Origin of the sequence: Amnibacterium kyonggiense, from assembly GCF_004364555.1 — a bacterium.
In the GTDB taxonomy this organism is placed as follows: Bacteria; Actinomycetota; Actinomycetes; order Actinomycetales; family Microbacteriaceae; genus Amnibacterium; species Amnibacterium kyonggiense.
This window is the reverse complement of the sequence record NZ_SOAM01000001.1, coordinates 281,088-296,611: the sequence shown is the minus strand read 5'-3', so window position 1 is coordinate 296,611 and position 15,524 is coordinate 281,088. Positions and strand designations below refer to the sequence as shown.

Sequence of the window (15,524 nt, the reverse complement as noted above, 5' to 3'; positions counted from 1 at the left end):
GCGTCAGACCGCGGGCCGCGCCGGATCGGTGAGGACGGCCGGCGGCAGCGCGGCGAGGCGCCCGGCGATCGCCGAGCGGGCGTCGCGGCCGCCGTCGAGGATGCGCTGCAGCTCCTCCGGCCGCAGGGGCACCAGGCCGACGAGGCGGACCTCCCCGGCCGTCGTGGCGACGGCCTCGGGCACGCCGGGCAGCCCGACCCCGATCAGGACGCCGACGCCGCCGTCCGGCGTGCGCCACTCGGCGGGGGCGTCGGCCGGCACGGACATCGAGAGCGCGCCGTACTGCTCGAGCTCCGCGGGCAGGTGCATCCCGCTCGCGCCGATGCGTCGCGCGACCGCGGCGACGAGCGTGAAGCGCCAGCCGTCCGCGACGTCCTCCGGGGTCGCGCCGAGGTCCCGGCCCGCGAGGTAGACCTCCGCGCCGGCGCCGAGGGCCGCGGCCCCCTCCTCCTCGCCGAGCCCGTCGGTCGTCAGGATCTCGACGCCGTCGTCACGACGGACGATGAGGTAGGCCTGCCGGCGCCACGACGGCTGCATGCCGAGCTTCGCCTCGACCCGGTCCACGCGGCCGACGGTCCTCCACGCGGCGACGATCGCGTCGTCCGGCTCCGGCGCGGCGTCCACGAGCGGCGTGACGGGCAGCGGCGCCGTCGCGGGCGGCGGTGCGGACGGGGCCGGCCAGGCGTCGAAGCCGCCGTTCACGGGCGCCGGGGTCGGCGCGGGGCGAGCGGCCGCCCCGGACGCGACGACGGGCTGCGGCATCACCGGCTGCCAGAGGGGTGCGCCGGCGTCGAAGCGGCGGCCCTCCGGATTCGACGGCAGCACGTTCAGCACGAGGAGGATCAGGCCGCCGACCGAGGGGATGAACGCGAGCAGGTAGAGCAGCCCCGACAGGTTCGCGTCGTGCAGCCGCCGGACCGAGATCGCGATCCCGGGCACGATCTGCGCCAGGGCGAAGGCGACGAGGGCGAACAGGAGCACCGCGCCGAGGGCGTTCGGGATCGCCGCCGCAGCCGAGCCCTGCTGGGCCAGCGCGGCGCCGACCGCGAGCAGGATCCCGCCCAGCACGCCGAGCGCGATCGCGATGACCGAGCTGAGCAGCACGGACCACCAGTACTCGGACAGGCTCGCCCGCCCTGTGAACACGACGTACCGCTTCCAGTAGCGCGCGTAGGCGGTCAGCGGCGACGCCCCGTACAGCGGGAGGTCGGGATCGGTGGGGTCGACGGGCATTCCGCTCCTCGGCGCTCGAACACGGACCGCTCGAGCGTACCGAGGGCCTCCGCGCGCCCCGCGCGGTCAGGCCGGGCGCGCCACCTGCGAGAGCCGGCCGGCGTTGCGGACCTTGACCTCGCGCACCCGCTTGCCGGGGTACGGCGCCTCGATCATCCGGCCGTGGCCGACGTAGATCGCCACGTGGTACACGGCGCCGGGGCGGCCGTAGAAGATGAGGTCGCCCGGCTTGCGCTGCTTCCAGGCCTTCAGGTCGTGGCGCTGCTTCGCCTTGCGCCACTGCGCGGTCGCGCTGTGGCCGCCGATGGAGACGTGCACGGCCGTGTAGGCCTTCATGGTGAGGCCGGAGCAGTCCCAGCGGCCCGGGCCCGCCTTCGCGAAGCCGTAGGGGTCGCCGATCTGCTTGCGGGCGAAGGAGACGGCCCGCAGCGCGCGCGTCTTGCCGACCAGCGCCGCCGTCGTGGCGGTCGCGCCGTCGGAGGCGGGGTCGTCGACCCGGACCCCGAGGGCGGTGAGGCGGTCGAGCAGGCGCGTGAGCTCGGGCGTCTGCGAATCCGCCAGCGTGGCGAGGGCGGCCTCGGCGCGGTCGGCCGCGGCGCGGTTCGCCGCGGTGTCGTGCTCGAGCACCGCCTCGTCCGCGAGCTGGGCGGCGCGACCGGCGGCGTCGGCCTGCGTCTCGAGCACCGTCAGCCGCGTGCGGACGACCTGCACCACGGCGGCGGTGTCGGGGGAGGCAGCCGCTGCGGGCTGCGCCGGCGGGGCCGCGTGCGCGGCGCCCAGCAGGCATCCGGCGGCGACGGTCGCGGCGGTCGCCGCTCCGGTCAGTGCGATCGCGGCGGTCCTGATCGTCCTTCGGGGCACTGGGGATCTCCTCGGGTCGGGCGGCCGCCCGAGGGCGTGCCGCGGGCGCGCCGGAGGCAGGCCGGACGGGGTGGTCGTCGGCCGCGATGGGGGGCGCGCCTGATGGCTCGCAGCCCGGGTGGTGATCGGGCCGCGGAGGTCGCCGAGGAAGGTAACAGGAGGATCACGACGAGGCGAATGCGCGCTTAGTGGATCGAGGGCGTCCGGCGCCGACGACGCGCCGAGCGTGTTGCCGGATCGAGACACGAACCCCAGGTCGTGCCCGGGATTCCCAGGGTGCGACGGTCCGTTCTGCGGGTGCTCCGCGGAATCCCGCTCAGCGGAATCGGCGCCGGATCAGCCCGCCGTGCGGTTCACGAGCCGCGACAGGACGATCGCGCTGCGGGTGTGGTCGACGTTCGGCGCCACACGGACGCGCTCGAGCGCGAGCTCCAGGCTCGGGATGTCACGACTCCGCATGTGCACGATCGCGTCCGCGCTGCCGGTCACGGTGCCGGCGTAGACGACCTCCGGCACGGCGGAGAGGATGCGGCGCAGCTCGGTGGGGGAGACGGTGCCGCGGCAGAACAGCTCGACCCACGCCTCGGTGCTCATCCCCTCGGTCGCGGGGTCGACCTGCACGGTGAAGGAGCGGATGACGCCCTCGGCCAGCAGGCGGTCGACCCGGCGCTTCACCGCGGACGCCGACAGGCCCACCACGGCGCCGATGTCGCCGTACGCGGAGCGCGCGTTGCGCTTCAGCAGGTCGATGATGCGGGAGTCGATGGCATCCATGCGCCGACCCTACGGGTCGTTGCGTCGACCAGGTCCTCGACGCAGCATCGCTGCGCCCGACCCGGACTGGGGAGGGCGGTCGGTCCGCTCGGCGGCATACGGTCGCGCCGTGTCCAGTCGTGCATCCGCACCGCCCACCCCGTCGCGGGTGGAGATCGGCGTCGGCGGCACGATGGCCTTCGTCGGCGCGCTCGTCCTCGTCGTGCACGTCGGCTCCATCCCCGGCTTCGTCGCCGAGCTCGTGATCGGGTTCGTGTCGGTCGCGGCCTTCTGGCCGATGCTCGGCGGCGCCCTGCTGCTCGCGCTCGGGCTGTTCCTCGTCGTCCGCGGCCGGCGGGGCGTCCGGCGGCACCGGCGCGCGGTCGAGCGGATCGAGGCCATGCGGGCGCGGGAGGCCCAGCGACGCCTCGCCGGCGCCGGCGGTGTGAGCGCGGGCGTGGCCGGCACGCCGCACCGCGTGCCCGGTCACCGCTGATCGCGCGGTCCGCACCGTCGATCGGCGGTACAACGCACGGAAAGATCAGTCAGAGCAGTTCGGCCGCACGATCGTTGCGCAGGTCTGGCGCCGATTGCGCAGTCCTCGGGTCACACTGGATGCGCCGTCGACCTGGTCCGGCACGTCCAGCTTCCGCTGCACCCCGAGAGGACCGTCGTGTCGCTTCCCGCACCCTCCGCCGTCGCCGGGCGGACCGCCCTCCGGCGCCGCTTCCTGATGTGCCGTCCCGAGCACTTCACCGTGGCGTACCGGATCAACCCCTGGATGAACCCGGAGGACCCGACCGACACGTCGGTCGCCCTCGGCCAGTGGCAGACCCTGTACGACGCCTACGTCGGCCTCGGTCACGACGTCGAGCTGATCGACCCGATCGCCGGCCTGCCCGACATGGTCTACGCCGCGAACGGCGGCTTCACGCTCGACGGCGTCGCCTACACGGCGAGGTTCACCCACCCGGAGCGCCAGCCCGAGGGCCCCGCCTACGGCGCCTGGTTCGCCGAGCACGGCTTCCGCGTCCACGAGGCGCGGGAGGTCAACGAGGGCGAGGGCGACTTCCTCCTCGTCGGCGACGTGATCCTCGCCGGCACCGGCTTCCGCACGAGCGTGGAGAGCCACGCGGAGCTGGCGCAGGTCACGGGCCGGGAGGTCGTGACCCTCCGCCTCGTCGACCCGCGGTTCTACCACCTGGACACCGCGCTCGCCGTGCTCGACCCGACGGGCGCGGACGCGAACATCGCGTTCCTGCCCGAGGCGTTCGACGACGTGAGCCGCGCCGAGCTGCACCGCCGCTACCCGGACGCGATCGAGGTCGGCCTCGAGGACGCTCGCTGGCTCGGCCTCAACTCGATCTCCGACGGCCGCAACGTCGTCATTGCCTCCCGCGCCGTCGGCTTCGAGGCCTCGCTGAAGGAGCGGGGCTACACCCCGATCGGCCTCGACCTGGCCGAGCTGCTGCTCGGCGGCGGCGGGGTCAAGTGCTGCACGCTCGAGCTGCGGGGCGACCGATGAGCGCCGTGGAAGAGCGCAGCGCGCTCGCGCACAACTACCACCCGCTGCCCGTCGAGATCGCGACGGGCGAGGGCGCGTGGGTCGTCGACTCGGACGGTCGCCGCTACCTCGACCTGCTCGCCGCCTACTCCGCCGTGAACTTCGGGCACGGGCACCCGCAGCTGATCGCCGCGGCGAAGGCGCAGCTCGACCGGGTGACGCTCGTCAGCCGCGCCTTCGAGAACGACCGGCTCGAGCCGTTCGCCCGGGAGCTCGCCGCCCTCGCCGGCAAGACGATGGTGCTGCCGATGAACACCGGCGCCGAGGCCGTCGAGTCCGGCATCAAGGTCGCCCGCGCCTGGGGCTACCGGGTGAAGGGCGTGCCGGACGGCGCTGCGACGATCGTCGTCGCGAGCGGCAACTTCCACGGCCGCACCACCACGATCGTCTCGTTCAGCGACGACCCGTCGGCGCGCGAGGGCTTCGGCCCGTACACGCCGGGCTTCCGGATGGTGCCGTACGGCTCGGCGGAGGCGCTCGAGGCCGCGATCGACGACACCACGGTCGCCGTCCTGCTCGAGCCCGTGCAGGGCGAGGCCGGCGTCGTCGTGCCGCCGGACGACTACCTGCCCGCCGTGCGCCGCCTCTGCGACGAGCGGAACGTGCTCATGATCGCGGACGAGATCCAGTCCGGCCTCGGCCGCGTCGGCGCCACCTTCGCCTGCGACCTGGTCGGCGTCGTGCCGGACCTCTACCTCCTCGGCAAGGCGCTCGGCGGCGGCATCGTCCCGGTGTCGGCCGTGGTGGGCGACGACGACGTGCTCGGCGTCCTCCGGCCCGGCGAGCACGGGTCGACCTTCGGCGGCAACCCGCTCGCCGCGGCCGTCGGCCTGGAGGTCGTCCGCATGCTCGCCACGGGCGAGCCGCAGCGCCGCGCCCGCGAGCTCGGCGAGGTCCTCCGCGCGCGACTGGAGCCGCTCATCGGGCACGGCGTCACCGCCGTCCGCGTCCGCGGCCTCTGGGCGGGCGTCGACATCGACCCCGCGGTCGGCACCGCGCGCGAGGTCTGCGAGCGGATGATGGCCGGCGGCGTCCTCGCGAAAGACACCCACGGCCAGACCGTGCGCTTCGCGCCCCCGATCGTCATCGAGGAGTCCGACCTCCACCACGCGATCGACGTCTTCGAGGGCGCCCTCCGCTCGTAGCGGCCGCGCGTCGCTCCGCGCCACCCGCCCCGCCCGCGTCGCTCCGCGCCACCCGTTGGTCGAGGTGCGAGCGCAGCGAGCCTCGAGACCACCCCGGAGTGGACCTTTCGTCCGGGGTGGTCTCGGCGCGGGCGCGGGGCGCCCGGCTCAACCGGTGTGGTCCACGGGCCTCCGGGCGATGAGGAGGCAGTCGCAGGCGAGCCCCGCTGCGGTCTCCCGGTCGCGGCGCCCGGACAGCTCGACGACGAGACCGGCTGCCTCCGCGGCGGCCCGCGTCTCGTCCGGGGTGGTCCGGATCGCGGGATCCATCGTCCCGGCGAGGCCGCGCTCGACGTCCTCCCGGTCGTGCCAGATGCCGAGCAGCACCCCGCCCGGTGCGAGCGACTCGGCGGCGCGGGCGATCGCCGCGGCCAGCCCCTCGGGCCGCAGCTGCAGGTAGCAGAGCACCGCGAGGTCGGCGGGCTCCGGCGCCGTCCAGGTCGTCGCGTCCGCCTCGACCGCCTCGAGGGGGAGCCCGGCCCCGGCGGCCCGCATGCCCTCGACGGCGGCGGGCGAGAAGTCGGTCGCGATGACCCGCCAGCCGCGCCGGGCGAGCGCGAGCGCGTTGCGGCCCTCCCCGGCTCCGATGTCGACGGCGACGCCGGGCGCGAGCCCGGCGACCCGCTCGGCGATCCAGCCGTTCGGCGCGTCGCCCCAGAGGCTCGTGCCCGCCTCGGCGGCGGTGCGGTAGCGGCCCTCCCAGAAGTCCCTGCTTCGCGAGCTCATGGTCGTCGGAGGCCTCCGTCCGCGTCGGGACCCATCGTACGAAGGGTCCCGACGCCGAGGATCAGGAACCGGTCGGCGTCGACGCGGACGGCGTCGAGGACGGCCCGGTCCCGGGCGCGACCGGCGCGGTGGACGACGAGCCGCCGCCGGCGGCGGGGGCGGCGGGAGCGGCGGGAGCGGCGGGAGCCGTCCCTCCCTTCGGCGCGCCGGCGCCGGGGCCCGCCGGTCCGCCCTTCGGGGGCGTCGGCAGCCCGATCGTCACCGCGGTCGCGTCGAGTGTCGTGCCGTTCGCGTCGACCTTCCCGGTCGCGTCGATGTGCACGCCCTTCGTGATCGCGGAGACGGAGGACGTCGCGCCGTCCTTCGTGACGGTCGCGCCGTCCGCGAGGCGGATGGTTCGGGTGAAGCCGTCCGGGTCCTGCACCGTGACGGTGTCGCCGTCCACGGAGCGGACCTCGCCGCCGATGTGCGGCTCGTGCTTCGCCGCGGGGCCGCCCTTGCCGGCCGGCCCGCCCTTCGCGGCCGGCCCACCGGCGGGGCCGCCGGCGGGCGGTGCGGCGGGGGCGCCGGACGGCGCGGTCTGCGCGCCGGAGGGGGCGCCGGAGGGGGCGCTCGGTGCGCCGCTCGGCGCCATCGCGCCCTGCGAGGCGCTCGTGGACGGGGTCGCCGGGCCGCCGTCGGCGAACGCGGCGCCGCCGACGCCGACGGCCGCGAGCACGGCCGCACCGGCCGCGCAGCCGATGATCGCCGTGCGCTTCGATCGGAAGAACGAGTTCATGGGGTGCTCCTTCGGTGTCGAGCGACCGATGCGCCGCTCGACATCCACGACACGGCCCGGCTCTGAAGCGGACCTGAAGCGCCGGAGGTCTTCAGCGCCGGTTCAGCACCCTCCGCGTTCTCAGACGATTCATCGGCGCCGCTTCAGGTCCGCTTCAGCGCCGGCCCGCAGGGTCGAACGCATGCCCTCCCCCGCCCGCGTGCTCGTCGTCGAGGACGACGCCCTCATCCGCGAATCCGTCGCCGCCGCGCTCGAGCGCGCCGGGTTCTCCGTCCACGCGCTCCCCGACGGCACGGACGTCGCCCGGATCGCCACTGACTTCCGGCCCGACCTCGCCCTGCTCGACGTGATGCTGCCCGGACCCGTCGACGGCCTCCGGCTCGCGCGCTCGCTCCGCCGCGACCGCGACGTGCCGGTGATCTTCCTCACGGCGCGGGACAGCGGCGCGGACCGGCTCGCCGGCTTCGGTACGGGCGCGGACGACTACATCGTCAAGCCCTTCATCGTCGAGGAGCTGATCGCCCGGGTGCGGGTCGTCCTGCGCCGCCTGGGTCGGGTGCCGGCCACGATGGAGCTCGGCGACCTCGTCATCGACGAGCAGAGCGCGGAGGTCGTCCGCGGCGGCGTCGTCCTCGACCTCACCGCGACGGAGTACCGCCTGCTCGGCTACCTCGCCCGCGAGCGCGGCCGGATCCTCTCGAAGACGCAGCTGCTCACCCAGGTGTGGGGCTACGACGACTACGACGCGAACCTCGTCGAGGTGCACGTGAGCGCCCTCCGGCGCAAGCTCGAGGAGCACGGCCCCCGCGTCCTCCACACGGTCCGCGGCTTCGGCTACGTGCTGCGGCCGATCGACCGGGCGGAGGCGGCGTGAGGACGCCGTCCCTCCGGCGCCGCGTCGTCCTCTGGTCGGTCTCGGTCCTCGCCCTGCTGCTGCTCGTCGTCGGGGTGAGCGTCGACCTCGCGCTCGGGACCGTGCTGAAGGCGGAGCAGCGGCAGCGACTCGAGTCCGTCGCCTCGCTGGCCACCGCGCTCACCGGCCTCTCCGACCAGAAGCTGGCGGACCGCCTGAGCATGCCCGGCATCGAGGCGAGCATCGAGTACCCGTCCGGGGACACCGTCATCGGCACACCGCAGCCCGGGCAGCGTCCGACCGGCAGGCCGCCGAAGCCGCCGGAGGCGACGACCCCCGCCGCAGCGATCACCCAGGAGGGCGGGAAGCTCGTCGCGAGGGAGACCCTCCGTCCCGGCGTCACGCTGAAGCTCGAGACCGACAGCGGGCAGATCGAGGCCGAGCTCGCGCGGTTCCGCCTGATCATGGCCATCGCCAGCGTCGTCGCGATCGCGCTCGCCGCGGCGCTGCTGCCGCTCGTGCTGCGTCGCGCGATGCGACCGCTCGACGAGCTCACTCGCGCGGCGACCGAGACCGCGGCGGGCGGACGCGGCCGACGCCTCGACCCGCAGGATCCCGCCAGCGACCTCGGCCGGGCCGCGAGCCAGTTCGACGCGATGCTCGAGGAGCTGGAGGGCGCGGAGCGCCGCGCGGAGGAGTCCGCCGACCGCCTCGGGCGCTTCCTCTCCGACGCCTCGCACGAGCTGCGGACGCCCCTGGCGGCCGTGTCCGCGGGAGCGGAGCGCCTCATCCGCGAGCCGCTCGACGACGCCGACCGCGACCGGGTGCTCGTGCAGCTGGTGCGGGAGACGCGCCGCGCGGGCCGGCTCGTGGAGGACCTCCTCCTCGTCTCCCGGCTCGGCGACCTGACTATCGACGCACGACCGCGCTCGGTGCACGACCTGCTGGTCGACGCGGCGGAGCGCACGGCGCCGCGGCGGGACGCCCCGACCGTCGAGGTGTCGGGCGACGACGCGACGGTCGCGGTCGACGCGGGCCGCATCGATCAGGTCCTCGCGAACCTCATCGCGAACGCCGGCGCCGCCGGCGCCCGACGCGTGCGGCTGCACGCCCGGATCGACGGCGGCGACGCCGTCGTGCGGGTCTCCGACGACGGGCCGGGCATCCCGGCAGCGTCGCGCGAGGCGGTCTTCGACCGCATGGTGCGCCTCGACCCGGCGCGGTCCGCGGCGCGCGGCGGCGCCGGGCTCGGCCTGCCCATCGCGCGCGGCCTGGCGGAGGCGCACGGCGGCTCGCTCGCCTGCGTGGACGGCGGGCCCGGCGACCTGCCGGGAGCGGTGCTCGAGCTGCGGCTGCCGCGGGTGGTGCCGGCCCCGGGCGCGGAGCCGTCCGCGGCGCGGACGCCGGCGGAGGCGACCGCCTCCTGAACCCGGGACCCGGCGACGGCGCTCAGCGCGCGACCGAGAACCCCACCTCGACCACTACCCGCTCGTCGTCGATGCGCACGTCCGCGCGCCCGAACGCCGTGCGGAGCAGGGGGACGAGAGGCGCGACCCGCGTCCGCCGCGGGCGCGCGGCGACCGGGAGGTCGAGCACCAGGACCGCCTCCCGGTCCTGGCCGCGGGCTGATGCCGTGCCCGGCCGCTCGAAGTCTGCGAGCGGGAGGCTCGCGACGGTCGTGCGGAGCGCGGTGCGCTGCTCGGCGGTCATCCGCTCGCCGTAGCCGTCCGGGTCGTCGACCGCGAAGCCGGCCTCCGCGAGCCAGCCCCGCGCGAGGTCGGCGACGAGCGCGGCGCGGAGCTCCGCCATGATCGCGCGCGCCCGGTCCGCCTGCCCCGCGGTCGCCGCGCCCGCGGCGGCGACCGCCGTGAGGAGCGGGATCGCCTCCGCCTCGAGCCGCGCGACGGCCTCCTGCTGCACCGACAGCGTCGGGTCCGGCGTCTCGGGCGCCGGTGCCCGGCGCCCGACCAGCGCGCGGAGCGTCGTCCTCGCGAGCGCCGCTGCGGCCAGGGCCGGCGGCAGCACCTGCGTCACCGCGATCCCGACCCGTGCGGGCGCCGGGAGCGGCCCGGCGAGGAACGGCGAGAGCGCCAGCACGGTCGCCGCGACGACCGCGACCGCGGCGAGCCCGCCGGTGAGCACCTCCCGCGGCGGCCGGAGGGTCGCGAGGACCAGGAGGAACACCGGCACGACGACGAGGCCCCAGTCGTCGTGGATGAGGACGTCCCTGCCGATCTGCGCGAGCTCGTCGAGCACGGCAGCGGCGAGCACGAGACCGAGCACCGCGACGTGGGACCGCGCGCGGAACGGCGCGCGGAACGGGCTCGCCTGCACCACCACGACGACGCCGGCCGCGACGAGGACCGCGAGCGCGGCCGCCTCGACGGGCCAGGAGGCGACCTGTGCGCGGCCGAGCACGGTCTCGGCGACCGCGGTGGCGACGGCGAGCGCGGCGCCGCCGCCGGCGAGGACGGGGGCCGGAGCGCCCAGCAGCAGCGGTTCGCGCGCGGCGAGGCTCATGCCGCGCCCCCCTTCGGCACGGTCAGCAGCACGGTGGTGCCCACCCCGGGCTGCGCGAACACCCGCACGGCGCCGCCGACCTCCTCGACCCGGGCCCGCACCGCCGTGCTGATGCCGAGCCGGTCGCGGTCGACCGCCTCGGGGTCGAAGCCGCTGCCGGAGTCGGCGACCATCACCGTCAGGCCGTCGCGGTCGGCGAGCACGGTGACGTCCGCGACGTCGGTGCCCGCGTGGGTCCGCGTGTTCACGAGGCACTGCTCGACGGCCGCGGCCAGCGCCGCCTCGACGTCCGGCGCGAGACCGCCGAGCTCCGCGAGCTCCCCGTCGAGGCGCACGGACAGCCCGGCGGCCTCGGTGCGCTCGATCGCGGCGAGGACCGGCCCGCCGACCGCCGCGGGCTCGCCGCCGGCGGGTGCGGCCCAGTCGGGCGATGCCAGCAGCTCGAGGGTGCCCCCCAGCCGCCGCGCGGCCGCGGGCGTCAGCCGGCCCGGGCCGACGGCGGCGACCGCCGCCAGATCGCCGAGGACCGTGTCGTGCACCACCGCGGCGGCGCGCGACCGGGCGATCGACCGCGTGCGGGTCAGCGCCTCCTCGAACGCCGCGGCCTTCGAGGCGCGGCGCGGCTGCTCCGTCCGGCGCCCCGCGATGAGGAACCCGGAGGACGCGAGCGCGACGAGCGCGAGCGTCGCCGCCTCCGGCAGATCGAAGGCCCAGGGCACGCCGAGCGCGGGGCCGAGGACCGCGCACACCGTCTCGACGACGACGGCGAGCGCCGCGCCGGCGAGCAGCGGCGCCCGTCGACGCCCGGCGTTCACGGCGAACGCGAGCATCGCGGTCTTCACCGGCGAGAGCGGGAACCCGGCGGTCGAGCCGGGCGGGAGGGGGGACCGCGCGACCACGACGAGGGTCGCGGTGAAGCCGGCGGCCATGACGACGACGGCCGCGAGCACGACGACCGCGCCCACCCGCGGCGGCGCGGGGAGCACGAACACGAGGCCCCCGAGGGCGACGACCGCGGCGGTGACGGCGAGGAGGCCGAGCGTCGACGGCGATCCGTGGATCAGGGCGGTCGTCGTCCACGCGAGGACGAGCGCGGTGGACCCGTACCAGAGCCCTGCTGCGCGCAGCCCGTCCGACAGCGCGCGGCGCGCGGTCCACGGCGGGCCGGACATGGCGCGATCGTAGGGGAGCGGAGGCTCGTCGCCCCGGCACGACGGCCGTCCGCGCGGGATGCGCACGGGTCGGATCCCGTAACAAGCCCGGAACACCGCCCTGGTTACGCTTCGGGAATGGCGGACCTCTTCGACGGATACGCGCGCACGGCGACGCCGCCGGCGCCGGGTGCGGCCCCGTTCGACGAGATGTTCGCGGATCTGCCGATGACGACCGCCGACGCGGTGCCGCGGGCGCCGTACAAGGAGGTGCACTCGGCACTCGCGTCGATGACGCAGGCCGAGCTGCGGGGGAGGACCGCGGCGCTCGCCGACTCCTACCTCGCGCAGGGCGTCACGTTCGACTTCGCCGGCGAGGAGCGGCCGTTCCCGCTCGACGCGGTGCCGCGCGTGATCGAGGCGGACGACTGGGCCTTCGTGGAGGCCGGCGTCCAGCAGCGGGTCACGGCCCTCGAGGCGTTCCTCGCCGACGTCTACGGCCCGCAGGCGGCCGTGCGCGACGGGGTGATCCCCGCGGGGCTGATCAGCTCCTCCTCCCACTTCCACCGGCAGGCCGCGGGGATCGTGCCGGCGAACGGCGTGCGGATCCAGGTGTCCGGCATCGACCTGATCCGCGACGAGCACGGCGAGTGGCGGGTGCTCGAGGACAACGTGCGCGTCCCGTCCGGCGTCAGCTACGTGATCTCCAACCGCCGGGTCATGGCGCAGACCCTGCCGGAGCTGTTCGTGCAGATGCGCATCCGCCCGGTCGGGGAGTACCCGCGCCGGCTCCTGCAGGCGCTCCGGTCCGCCGCTCCCCCGGGCATCGACGATCCGACGGTCGTGGTGCTCACCCCGGGCGTGTACAACTCCGCCTACTTCGAGCACACCCTCCTCGCGCGGCTGATGGGCGTCGAGCTCGTGGAGGGCCGCGACCTCTTCTGCTCCGGTGGGCGGGTCTGGATGCGGACGACGGCGGGCCCGACCCGGGTCGACGTCATCTACCGCCGCGTCGACGACGAGTTCCTCGACCCGCTGCAGTTCCGGGCCGACTCGCTGCTCGGCTCCCCCGGTCTGATGCTCGCGGCCCGCCTCGGCAACGTCACGATCGCCAACGCGGTCGGGAACGGCGTCGCCGACGACAAGCTCGTGTACACGTACCTGCCGGACCTCATCCGCTACTACCTCGGCGAGGAGCCGAAGCTGAAGAACGTCGACACGTGGCGGCTCGAGGACCCGGGCGCCCTCGAGGAGGTGCTCGACCGGCTCGACGAGCTCGTCGTGAAGCCGGTCGACGGGTCGGGCGGCAAGGGCCTCGTCGTCGGCCCGAAGGCGACGCGGTCGCAGCTCGACGACCTCCGCCGGCGCCTGATCGAGGATCCGCGCGGCTGGATCGCGCAGCCGGTCGTCCAGCTGTCGACGATCCCGACGCTCGTCGAGGACGGCGTCCGGCCGCGGCACGCGGACCTGCGCCCGTTCGCCGTGAACGACGGCCGCGACGTGTGGGTGCTGCCGGGCGGCCTGACGCGGGTCGCGCTGCCGGAGGGGCAGCTCGTCGTGAACTCGAGCCAGGGCGGCGGCTCGAAGGACACCTGGGTGATCGGGTCGGACCCCGCGCCGACCGAGCGCTCCGTCGGCGCGATCGTGCGCGGGCAGGCGTCCCACGACCGCGAGGAGCGCGCCGTGCCGACCTCCCACGAGCCCGACCACGCGCCGCTCGACGCGGTGGACGACACGGGCGAGCAGCAACAGCAGCAGCAGCAGTCGGCCCGCTCGGCTGGTCGAGGTGCGAGCGGAGCGAGCCTCGAGACCACCGCGAGCGGCATCGACCGGAGCGCCCCGTGCTGAGCCGCATCGCCGAGAGCCTGTTCTGGATCGGGCGGTACATCGAGCGGGGCGACGGCACCGCGCGCATCCTCGACGTGCACCTCCAGCTCCTCCTCGAGGACCCGTGGGTCGACGAGGACACCGCCTGCCGCGCACTGCTCTCCGTCATGGGGTCGGCGCCGGCGGAGGAGGGGAGGCTCGCCCGCGGCGACGTGCTCGCGATCCTCGGCATCGACCGGACCCACCCCGCCTCCATCGCCTACTCGCTCACCGCGGCGCGCGAGAACGCTCGCCGCGCCCGCGAGATCGTCAGCACCGAGCTCTGGGAGTGCCTGAACACGACGCGTGCCCGGATGCCGCGGCAGGTCTCCCCCGCGCGGGTCTCGGAGTTCTTCGACTGGGTCCGGGAGCGCACCGCGCTCGCCGTCGGGATCATCGAGAGCGCCACGAGCCGCGACGACGTGTGGCAGTTCTTCACGCTCGGCCGGAGTCTCGAGCGCGCGGACATGACCGCCCGGCTGCTCGCGACGCACGCCCTCACCGGCAACAACGGGCCGAGCTGGACGACGCTGCTGCGGTCCTGCGGCGGCTACGAGGCCTACCTCCGCACGTACCGGGGCAACCCGTCGGCGCAGAACGCGGCCGAGTTCCTCGCCGTCGACCGCCTCTTCCCGCGGTCGATCCTGTTCTCGATCCAGCGCGCGGAGTCGTGCCTCCGCCAGCTCGAGCCGCGCAACGAGCGGGTCGGGACCTCGGACCGCGCCCTGCGCGTACTCGGGCAGATCCGGTCGGAGCTCGAGTTCCGGCCGATCGACGAGATCCTCGACGAGCTCGCGGTGCAGATGGAGGCGGTGCAGGGCGCGACGTCGGCGGCGTCCGAGGCGATCCGGCAGCGGTACTTCCCGACGAACGCGACGCCGGTCTGGGTGGGGGAGTTCTGATGGCGACGAAGCACATGCGCGGTGCGGCATGAGTCGGCTGCGGGTGCGGCACGTGACGGGCTACCAGTACGGCGGCGGCGTGACGCAGTCCTACAACGAGGCGCGGATGCTGCCCGGCTCCGGTGACGGGCAGTTCGTCCTCGCCGCGAACCTCGAGATCTCCCCCATCTCGTCGTCGCAGGCGTACGTCGACTACTGGGGCACGCGGGTCAACTCGTTCGAGATCCTCACGCCGCACGATGAGCTGTCGCTGACGGCGACGAGCCTCGTCGAGGTGCAGCGCGCGGCGCACGCGGAGCCGGGGCTGTCGTGGACGGACCTGGGCCCCGCGGCGCAGGCGTCCGTCGACACCGTCGAGCAGCTGCAGCAGACGCGGCTCACCGAGCCGCCGGAGGAGGTCGTCGCGATCGCACGGGCGGCCGCCGCGGACCTCGACCCCTGCGCCGCGGCGCTCGCCGTCTGCCGGGAGATCCACCGTCGCGTCGTCTACATGGCGGGCGTGACCGGCGTGCAGTCGACGGCCCAGGAGTCGTGGGAGCACGGCCGCGGCGTCTGCCAGGACATCGCCCACATCGCGATCGGGGCGCTGCGCGCCATCGGCGTGCCTGCGCGGTACGTGTCGGGCTATCTGCACCCGGACCCGGCGTTCCCGATCGGGACGCCGGTGACGGGTGAGTCGCACGCCTGGGTGGAGTGGTTCTGCGGCTCGTGGCACGGCTTCGATCCGACGAACGACCTCCCCATCGGGGAGCGCCACGTGCTCGTCGGCCGCGGGCGGGACTACGCGGACGTCGCCCCGCTGCGCGGCGTGTACGCGGGGCCGTTCGGCAGCCGCCTGTTCGTCGAGGTCGAGATCACACGGGAGGCGTGACCGGCCGCGTCATTCGCGCGGGCCGGGGTTCTCCGAGCCCGTCCTCGGCTCGTCGGCCTCCTCGGGCTCCGCGGGCCCGGGGTTGCCGGAGCCCTGTCCCGGGGTCGTCCCGCCGGGACCCGGGTCCTCGGTGCCCTGACGGTGCGGTTCGTGCTCGCCCTCCTCGGGGCCGGGGTTCGAGCTGCCGGTGACGTCGCTGTCCATGCGCGAACGGTACGCGCGTGCGCCGACGGCCCGCAGCGGTCGTGCACGAGTGTTCGGG

General features: G+C 75.5%; 16 protein-coding genes. 8 read left to right on the top strand and 8 right to left on the bottom strand.

What is annotated here, in order from left to right:
* Window positions 1-3 precede the first annotated feature (3 nt).
* The 3 genes from CLV52_RS01590 to CLV52_RS01580 form a co-directional block, all read right to left on the bottom strand.
* On the bottom strand, window positions 4-1,233 hold the full coding sequence (locus CLV52_RS01590) for a DUF805 domain-containing protein (RefSeq protein WP_133764234.1): 1,230 nt from the start codon (window positions 1,231-1,233) through the stop codon (window positions 4-6).
* Window positions 1,234-1,299: 66 nt separating this feature from the next.
* Window positions 1,300-2,094: a C40 family peptidase gene (locus CLV52_RS01585; RefSeq protein WP_133764232.1), complete on the bottom strand. Its 795-nt coding sequence runs from the start codon at window positions 2,092-2,094 to the stop codon at window positions 1,300-1,302.
* 336 nt (window positions 2,095-2,430) lie between these two features.
* Complete coding sequence (locus CLV52_RS01580) at window positions 2,431-2,868, bottom strand: Lrp/AsnC family transcriptional regulator (protein WP_133764230.1); 438 nt, start codon at window positions 2,866-2,868, stop codon at window positions 2,431-2,433.
* A 109-nt stretch (window positions 2,869-2,977) separates the two neighbouring features.
* Between CLV52_RS01580 and CLV52_RS01575 the strand changes: the two genes are divergently transcribed.
* The 3 genes from CLV52_RS01575 to rocD all read left to right on the top strand — a co-directional run bounded on the left by CLV52_RS01575 (window position 2,978) and on the right by rocD (window position 5,556).
* Window positions 2,978-3,343, top strand: a complete 366-nt coding sequence (locus tag CLV52_RS01575) for a hypothetical protein (RefSeq protein ID WP_133764228.1) — start codon at window positions 2,978-2,980, stop codon at window positions 3,341-3,343.
* Window positions 3,344-3,580: 237 nt separating this feature from the next.
* The gene (ddaH, locus tag CLV52_RS01570; RefSeq protein WP_133765781.1) at window positions 3,581-4,372 is read left to right on the top strand and encodes a dimethylargininase; all 792 of its coding nucleotides are present in this window, start codon (window positions 3,581-3,583) and stop codon (window positions 4,370-4,372) included.
* Window positions 4,369-5,556, top strand: a complete 1,188-nt coding sequence (gene rocD / locus CLV52_RS01565; RefSeq protein ID WP_133764226.1) for an ornithine--oxo-acid transaminase — start codon at window positions 4,369-4,371, stop codon at window positions 5,554-5,556. Before ddaH ends, rocD begins: the two co-directional genes overlap by 4 nt.
* A 147-nt stretch (window positions 5,557-5,703) precedes the next feature.
* On the opposite strand, the gene CLV52_RS01560 is transcribed toward rocD, so the two are convergent.
* Together CLV52_RS01560 and CLV52_RS01555 are read right to left on the bottom strand one after the other, a co-directional pair.
* The gene (locus CLV52_RS01560; protein ID WP_133764224.1) at window positions 5,704-6,321 is read right to left on the bottom strand and encodes a class I SAM-dependent methyltransferase; all 618 of its coding nucleotides are present in this window, start codon (window positions 6,319-6,321) and stop codon (window positions 5,704-5,706) included.
* A 61-nt stretch (window positions 6,322-6,382) separates the two neighbouring features.
* A complete protein-coding gene (locus CLV52_RS01555) occupies window positions 6,383-7,099 on the bottom strand; it encodes a single stranded DNA-binding domain-containing protein (protein ID WP_133764222.1) in 717 nt (238 codons plus the stop codon).
* A gap of 181 nt (window positions 7,100-7,280) precedes the next feature.
* Between CLV52_RS01555 and CLV52_RS01550 the strand changes: the two genes are divergently transcribed.
* Entirely contained in the window at window positions 7,281-7,973 is a 693-nt protein-coding gene (locus CLV52_RS01550; RefSeq protein WP_133764220.1) for a response regulator transcription factor, read from the top strand.
* Window positions 7,970-9,379: a HAMP domain-containing sensor histidine kinase gene (locus CLV52_RS01545; RefSeq protein ID WP_133764218.1), complete on the top strand. Its 1,410-nt coding sequence runs from the start codon at window positions 7,970-7,972 to the stop codon at window positions 9,377-9,379. Before CLV52_RS01550 ends, CLV52_RS01545 begins: the two co-directional genes overlap by 4 nt.
* 22 nt (window positions 9,380-9,401) lie before the next feature.
* Here CLV52_RS01545 and CLV52_RS01540 read toward each other — a convergent pair whose 3' ends face one another.
* On the bottom strand, window positions 9,402-10,472 hold the full coding sequence (locus CLV52_RS01540; protein ID WP_133764216.1) for a hypothetical protein: 1,071 nt from the start codon (window positions 10,470-10,472) through the stop codon (window positions 9,402-9,404).
* Window positions 10,469-11,644 carry a sensor histidine kinase gene (locus CLV52_RS01535; RefSeq protein WP_133764214.1) on the bottom strand — a complete coding sequence of 392 codons (1,176 nt, stop codon included), beginning with the start codon at window positions 11,642-11,644 and terminating at the stop codon, window positions 10,469-10,471. Before CLV52_RS01535 ends, CLV52_RS01540 begins: the two co-directional genes overlap by 4 nt.
* Window positions 11,645-11,761: 117 nt before the next feature.
* On the opposite strand from CLV52_RS01535, the gene CLV52_RS01530 reads away from it, so the two are divergent.
* Genes CLV52_RS01530 through CLV52_RS01520 form a run of 3 tightly spaced genes read left to right on the top strand, consistent with a single transcriptional unit; the run spans window position 11,762 to window position 15,262 of the window.
* Window positions 11,762-13,471 carry a circularly permuted type 2 ATP-grasp protein gene (locus CLV52_RS01530; RefSeq protein WP_133764212.1) on the top strand — a complete coding sequence of 570 codons (1,710 nt, stop codon included), beginning with the start codon at window positions 11,762-11,764 and terminating at the stop codon, window positions 13,469-13,471.
* Window positions 13,465-14,391, top strand: coding sequence for an alpha-E domain-containing protein (locus tag CLV52_RS01525; RefSeq protein ID WP_133764210.1), 927 nt, complete (start codon window positions 13,465-13,467; stop codon window positions 14,389-14,391). Before CLV52_RS01530 ends, CLV52_RS01525 begins: the two co-directional genes overlap by 7 nt.
* Before the next feature lie 28 nt (window positions 14,392-14,419).
* A complete protein-coding gene (locus CLV52_RS01520) occupies window positions 14,420-15,262 on the top strand; it encodes a transglutaminase family protein (RefSeq protein WP_133764208.1) in 843 nt (280 codons plus the stop codon).
* Window positions 15,263-15,271: 9 nt separating this feature from the next.
* Here the strand turns inward: CLV52_RS01520 and CLV52_RS01515 are convergent, their stop codons facing one another.
* The gene (locus tag CLV52_RS01515; RefSeq protein WP_133764206.1) at window positions 15,272-15,466 is read right to left on the bottom strand and encodes a hypothetical protein; all 195 of its coding nucleotides are present in this window, start codon (window positions 15,464-15,466) and stop codon (window positions 15,272-15,274) included.
* Window positions 15,467-15,524 lie beyond the last annotated feature (58 nt).

Coding starts and splice junctions, on each gene's coding strand:
- CLV52_RS01590 (WP_133764234.1), bottom strand. CDS start 1,233: ATGCCCGTCGACCCCACCGATCCCGACCTCCCGCTGTACGGGGCGTCG.
- CLV52_RS01580 (WP_133764230.1), bottom strand. CDS start 2,868: ATGGATGCCATCGACTCCCGCATCATCGACCTGCTGAAGCGCAACGCG.
- ddaH (WP_133765781.1), top strand. CDS start 3,581: ATGTGCCGTCCCGAGCACTTCACCGTGGCGTACCGGATCAACCCCTGG.
- rocD (WP_133764226.1), top strand. CDS start 4,369: ATGAGCGCCGTGGAAGAGCGCAGCGCGCTCGCGCACAACTACCACCCG.
- CLV52_RS01560 (WP_133764224.1), bottom strand. CDS start 6,321: ATGAGCTCGCGAAGCAGGGACTTCTGGGAGGGCCGCTACCGCACCGCC.
- CLV52_RS01555 (WP_133764222.1), bottom strand. CDS start 7,099: ATGAACTCGTTCTTCCGATCGAAGCGCACGGCGATCATCGGCTGCGCG.
- CLV52_RS01550 (WP_133764220.1), top strand. CDS start 7,281: ATGCCCTCCCCCGCCCGCGTGCTCGTCGTCGAGGACGACGCCCTCATC.
- CLV52_RS01540 (WP_133764216.1), bottom strand. CDS start 10,472: ATGAGCCTCGCCGCGCGCGAACCGCTGCTGCTGGGCGCTCCGGCCCCC.
- CLV52_RS01535 (WP_133764214.1), bottom strand. CDS start 11,644: ATGTCCGGCCCGCCGTGGACCGCGCGCCGCGCGCTGTCGGACGGGCTG.
- CLV52_RS01530 (WP_133764212.1), top strand. CDS start 11,762: ATGGCGGACCTCTTCGACGGATACGCGCGCACGGCGACGCCGCCGGCG.
- CLV52_RS01520 (WP_133764208.1), top strand. CDS start 14,420: ATGAGTCGGCTGCGGGTGCGGCACGTGACGGGCTACCAGTACGGCGGC.
- CLV52_RS01515 (WP_133764206.1), bottom strand. CDS start 15,466: ATGGACAGCGACGTCACCGGCAGCTCGAACCCCGGCCCCGAGGAGGGC.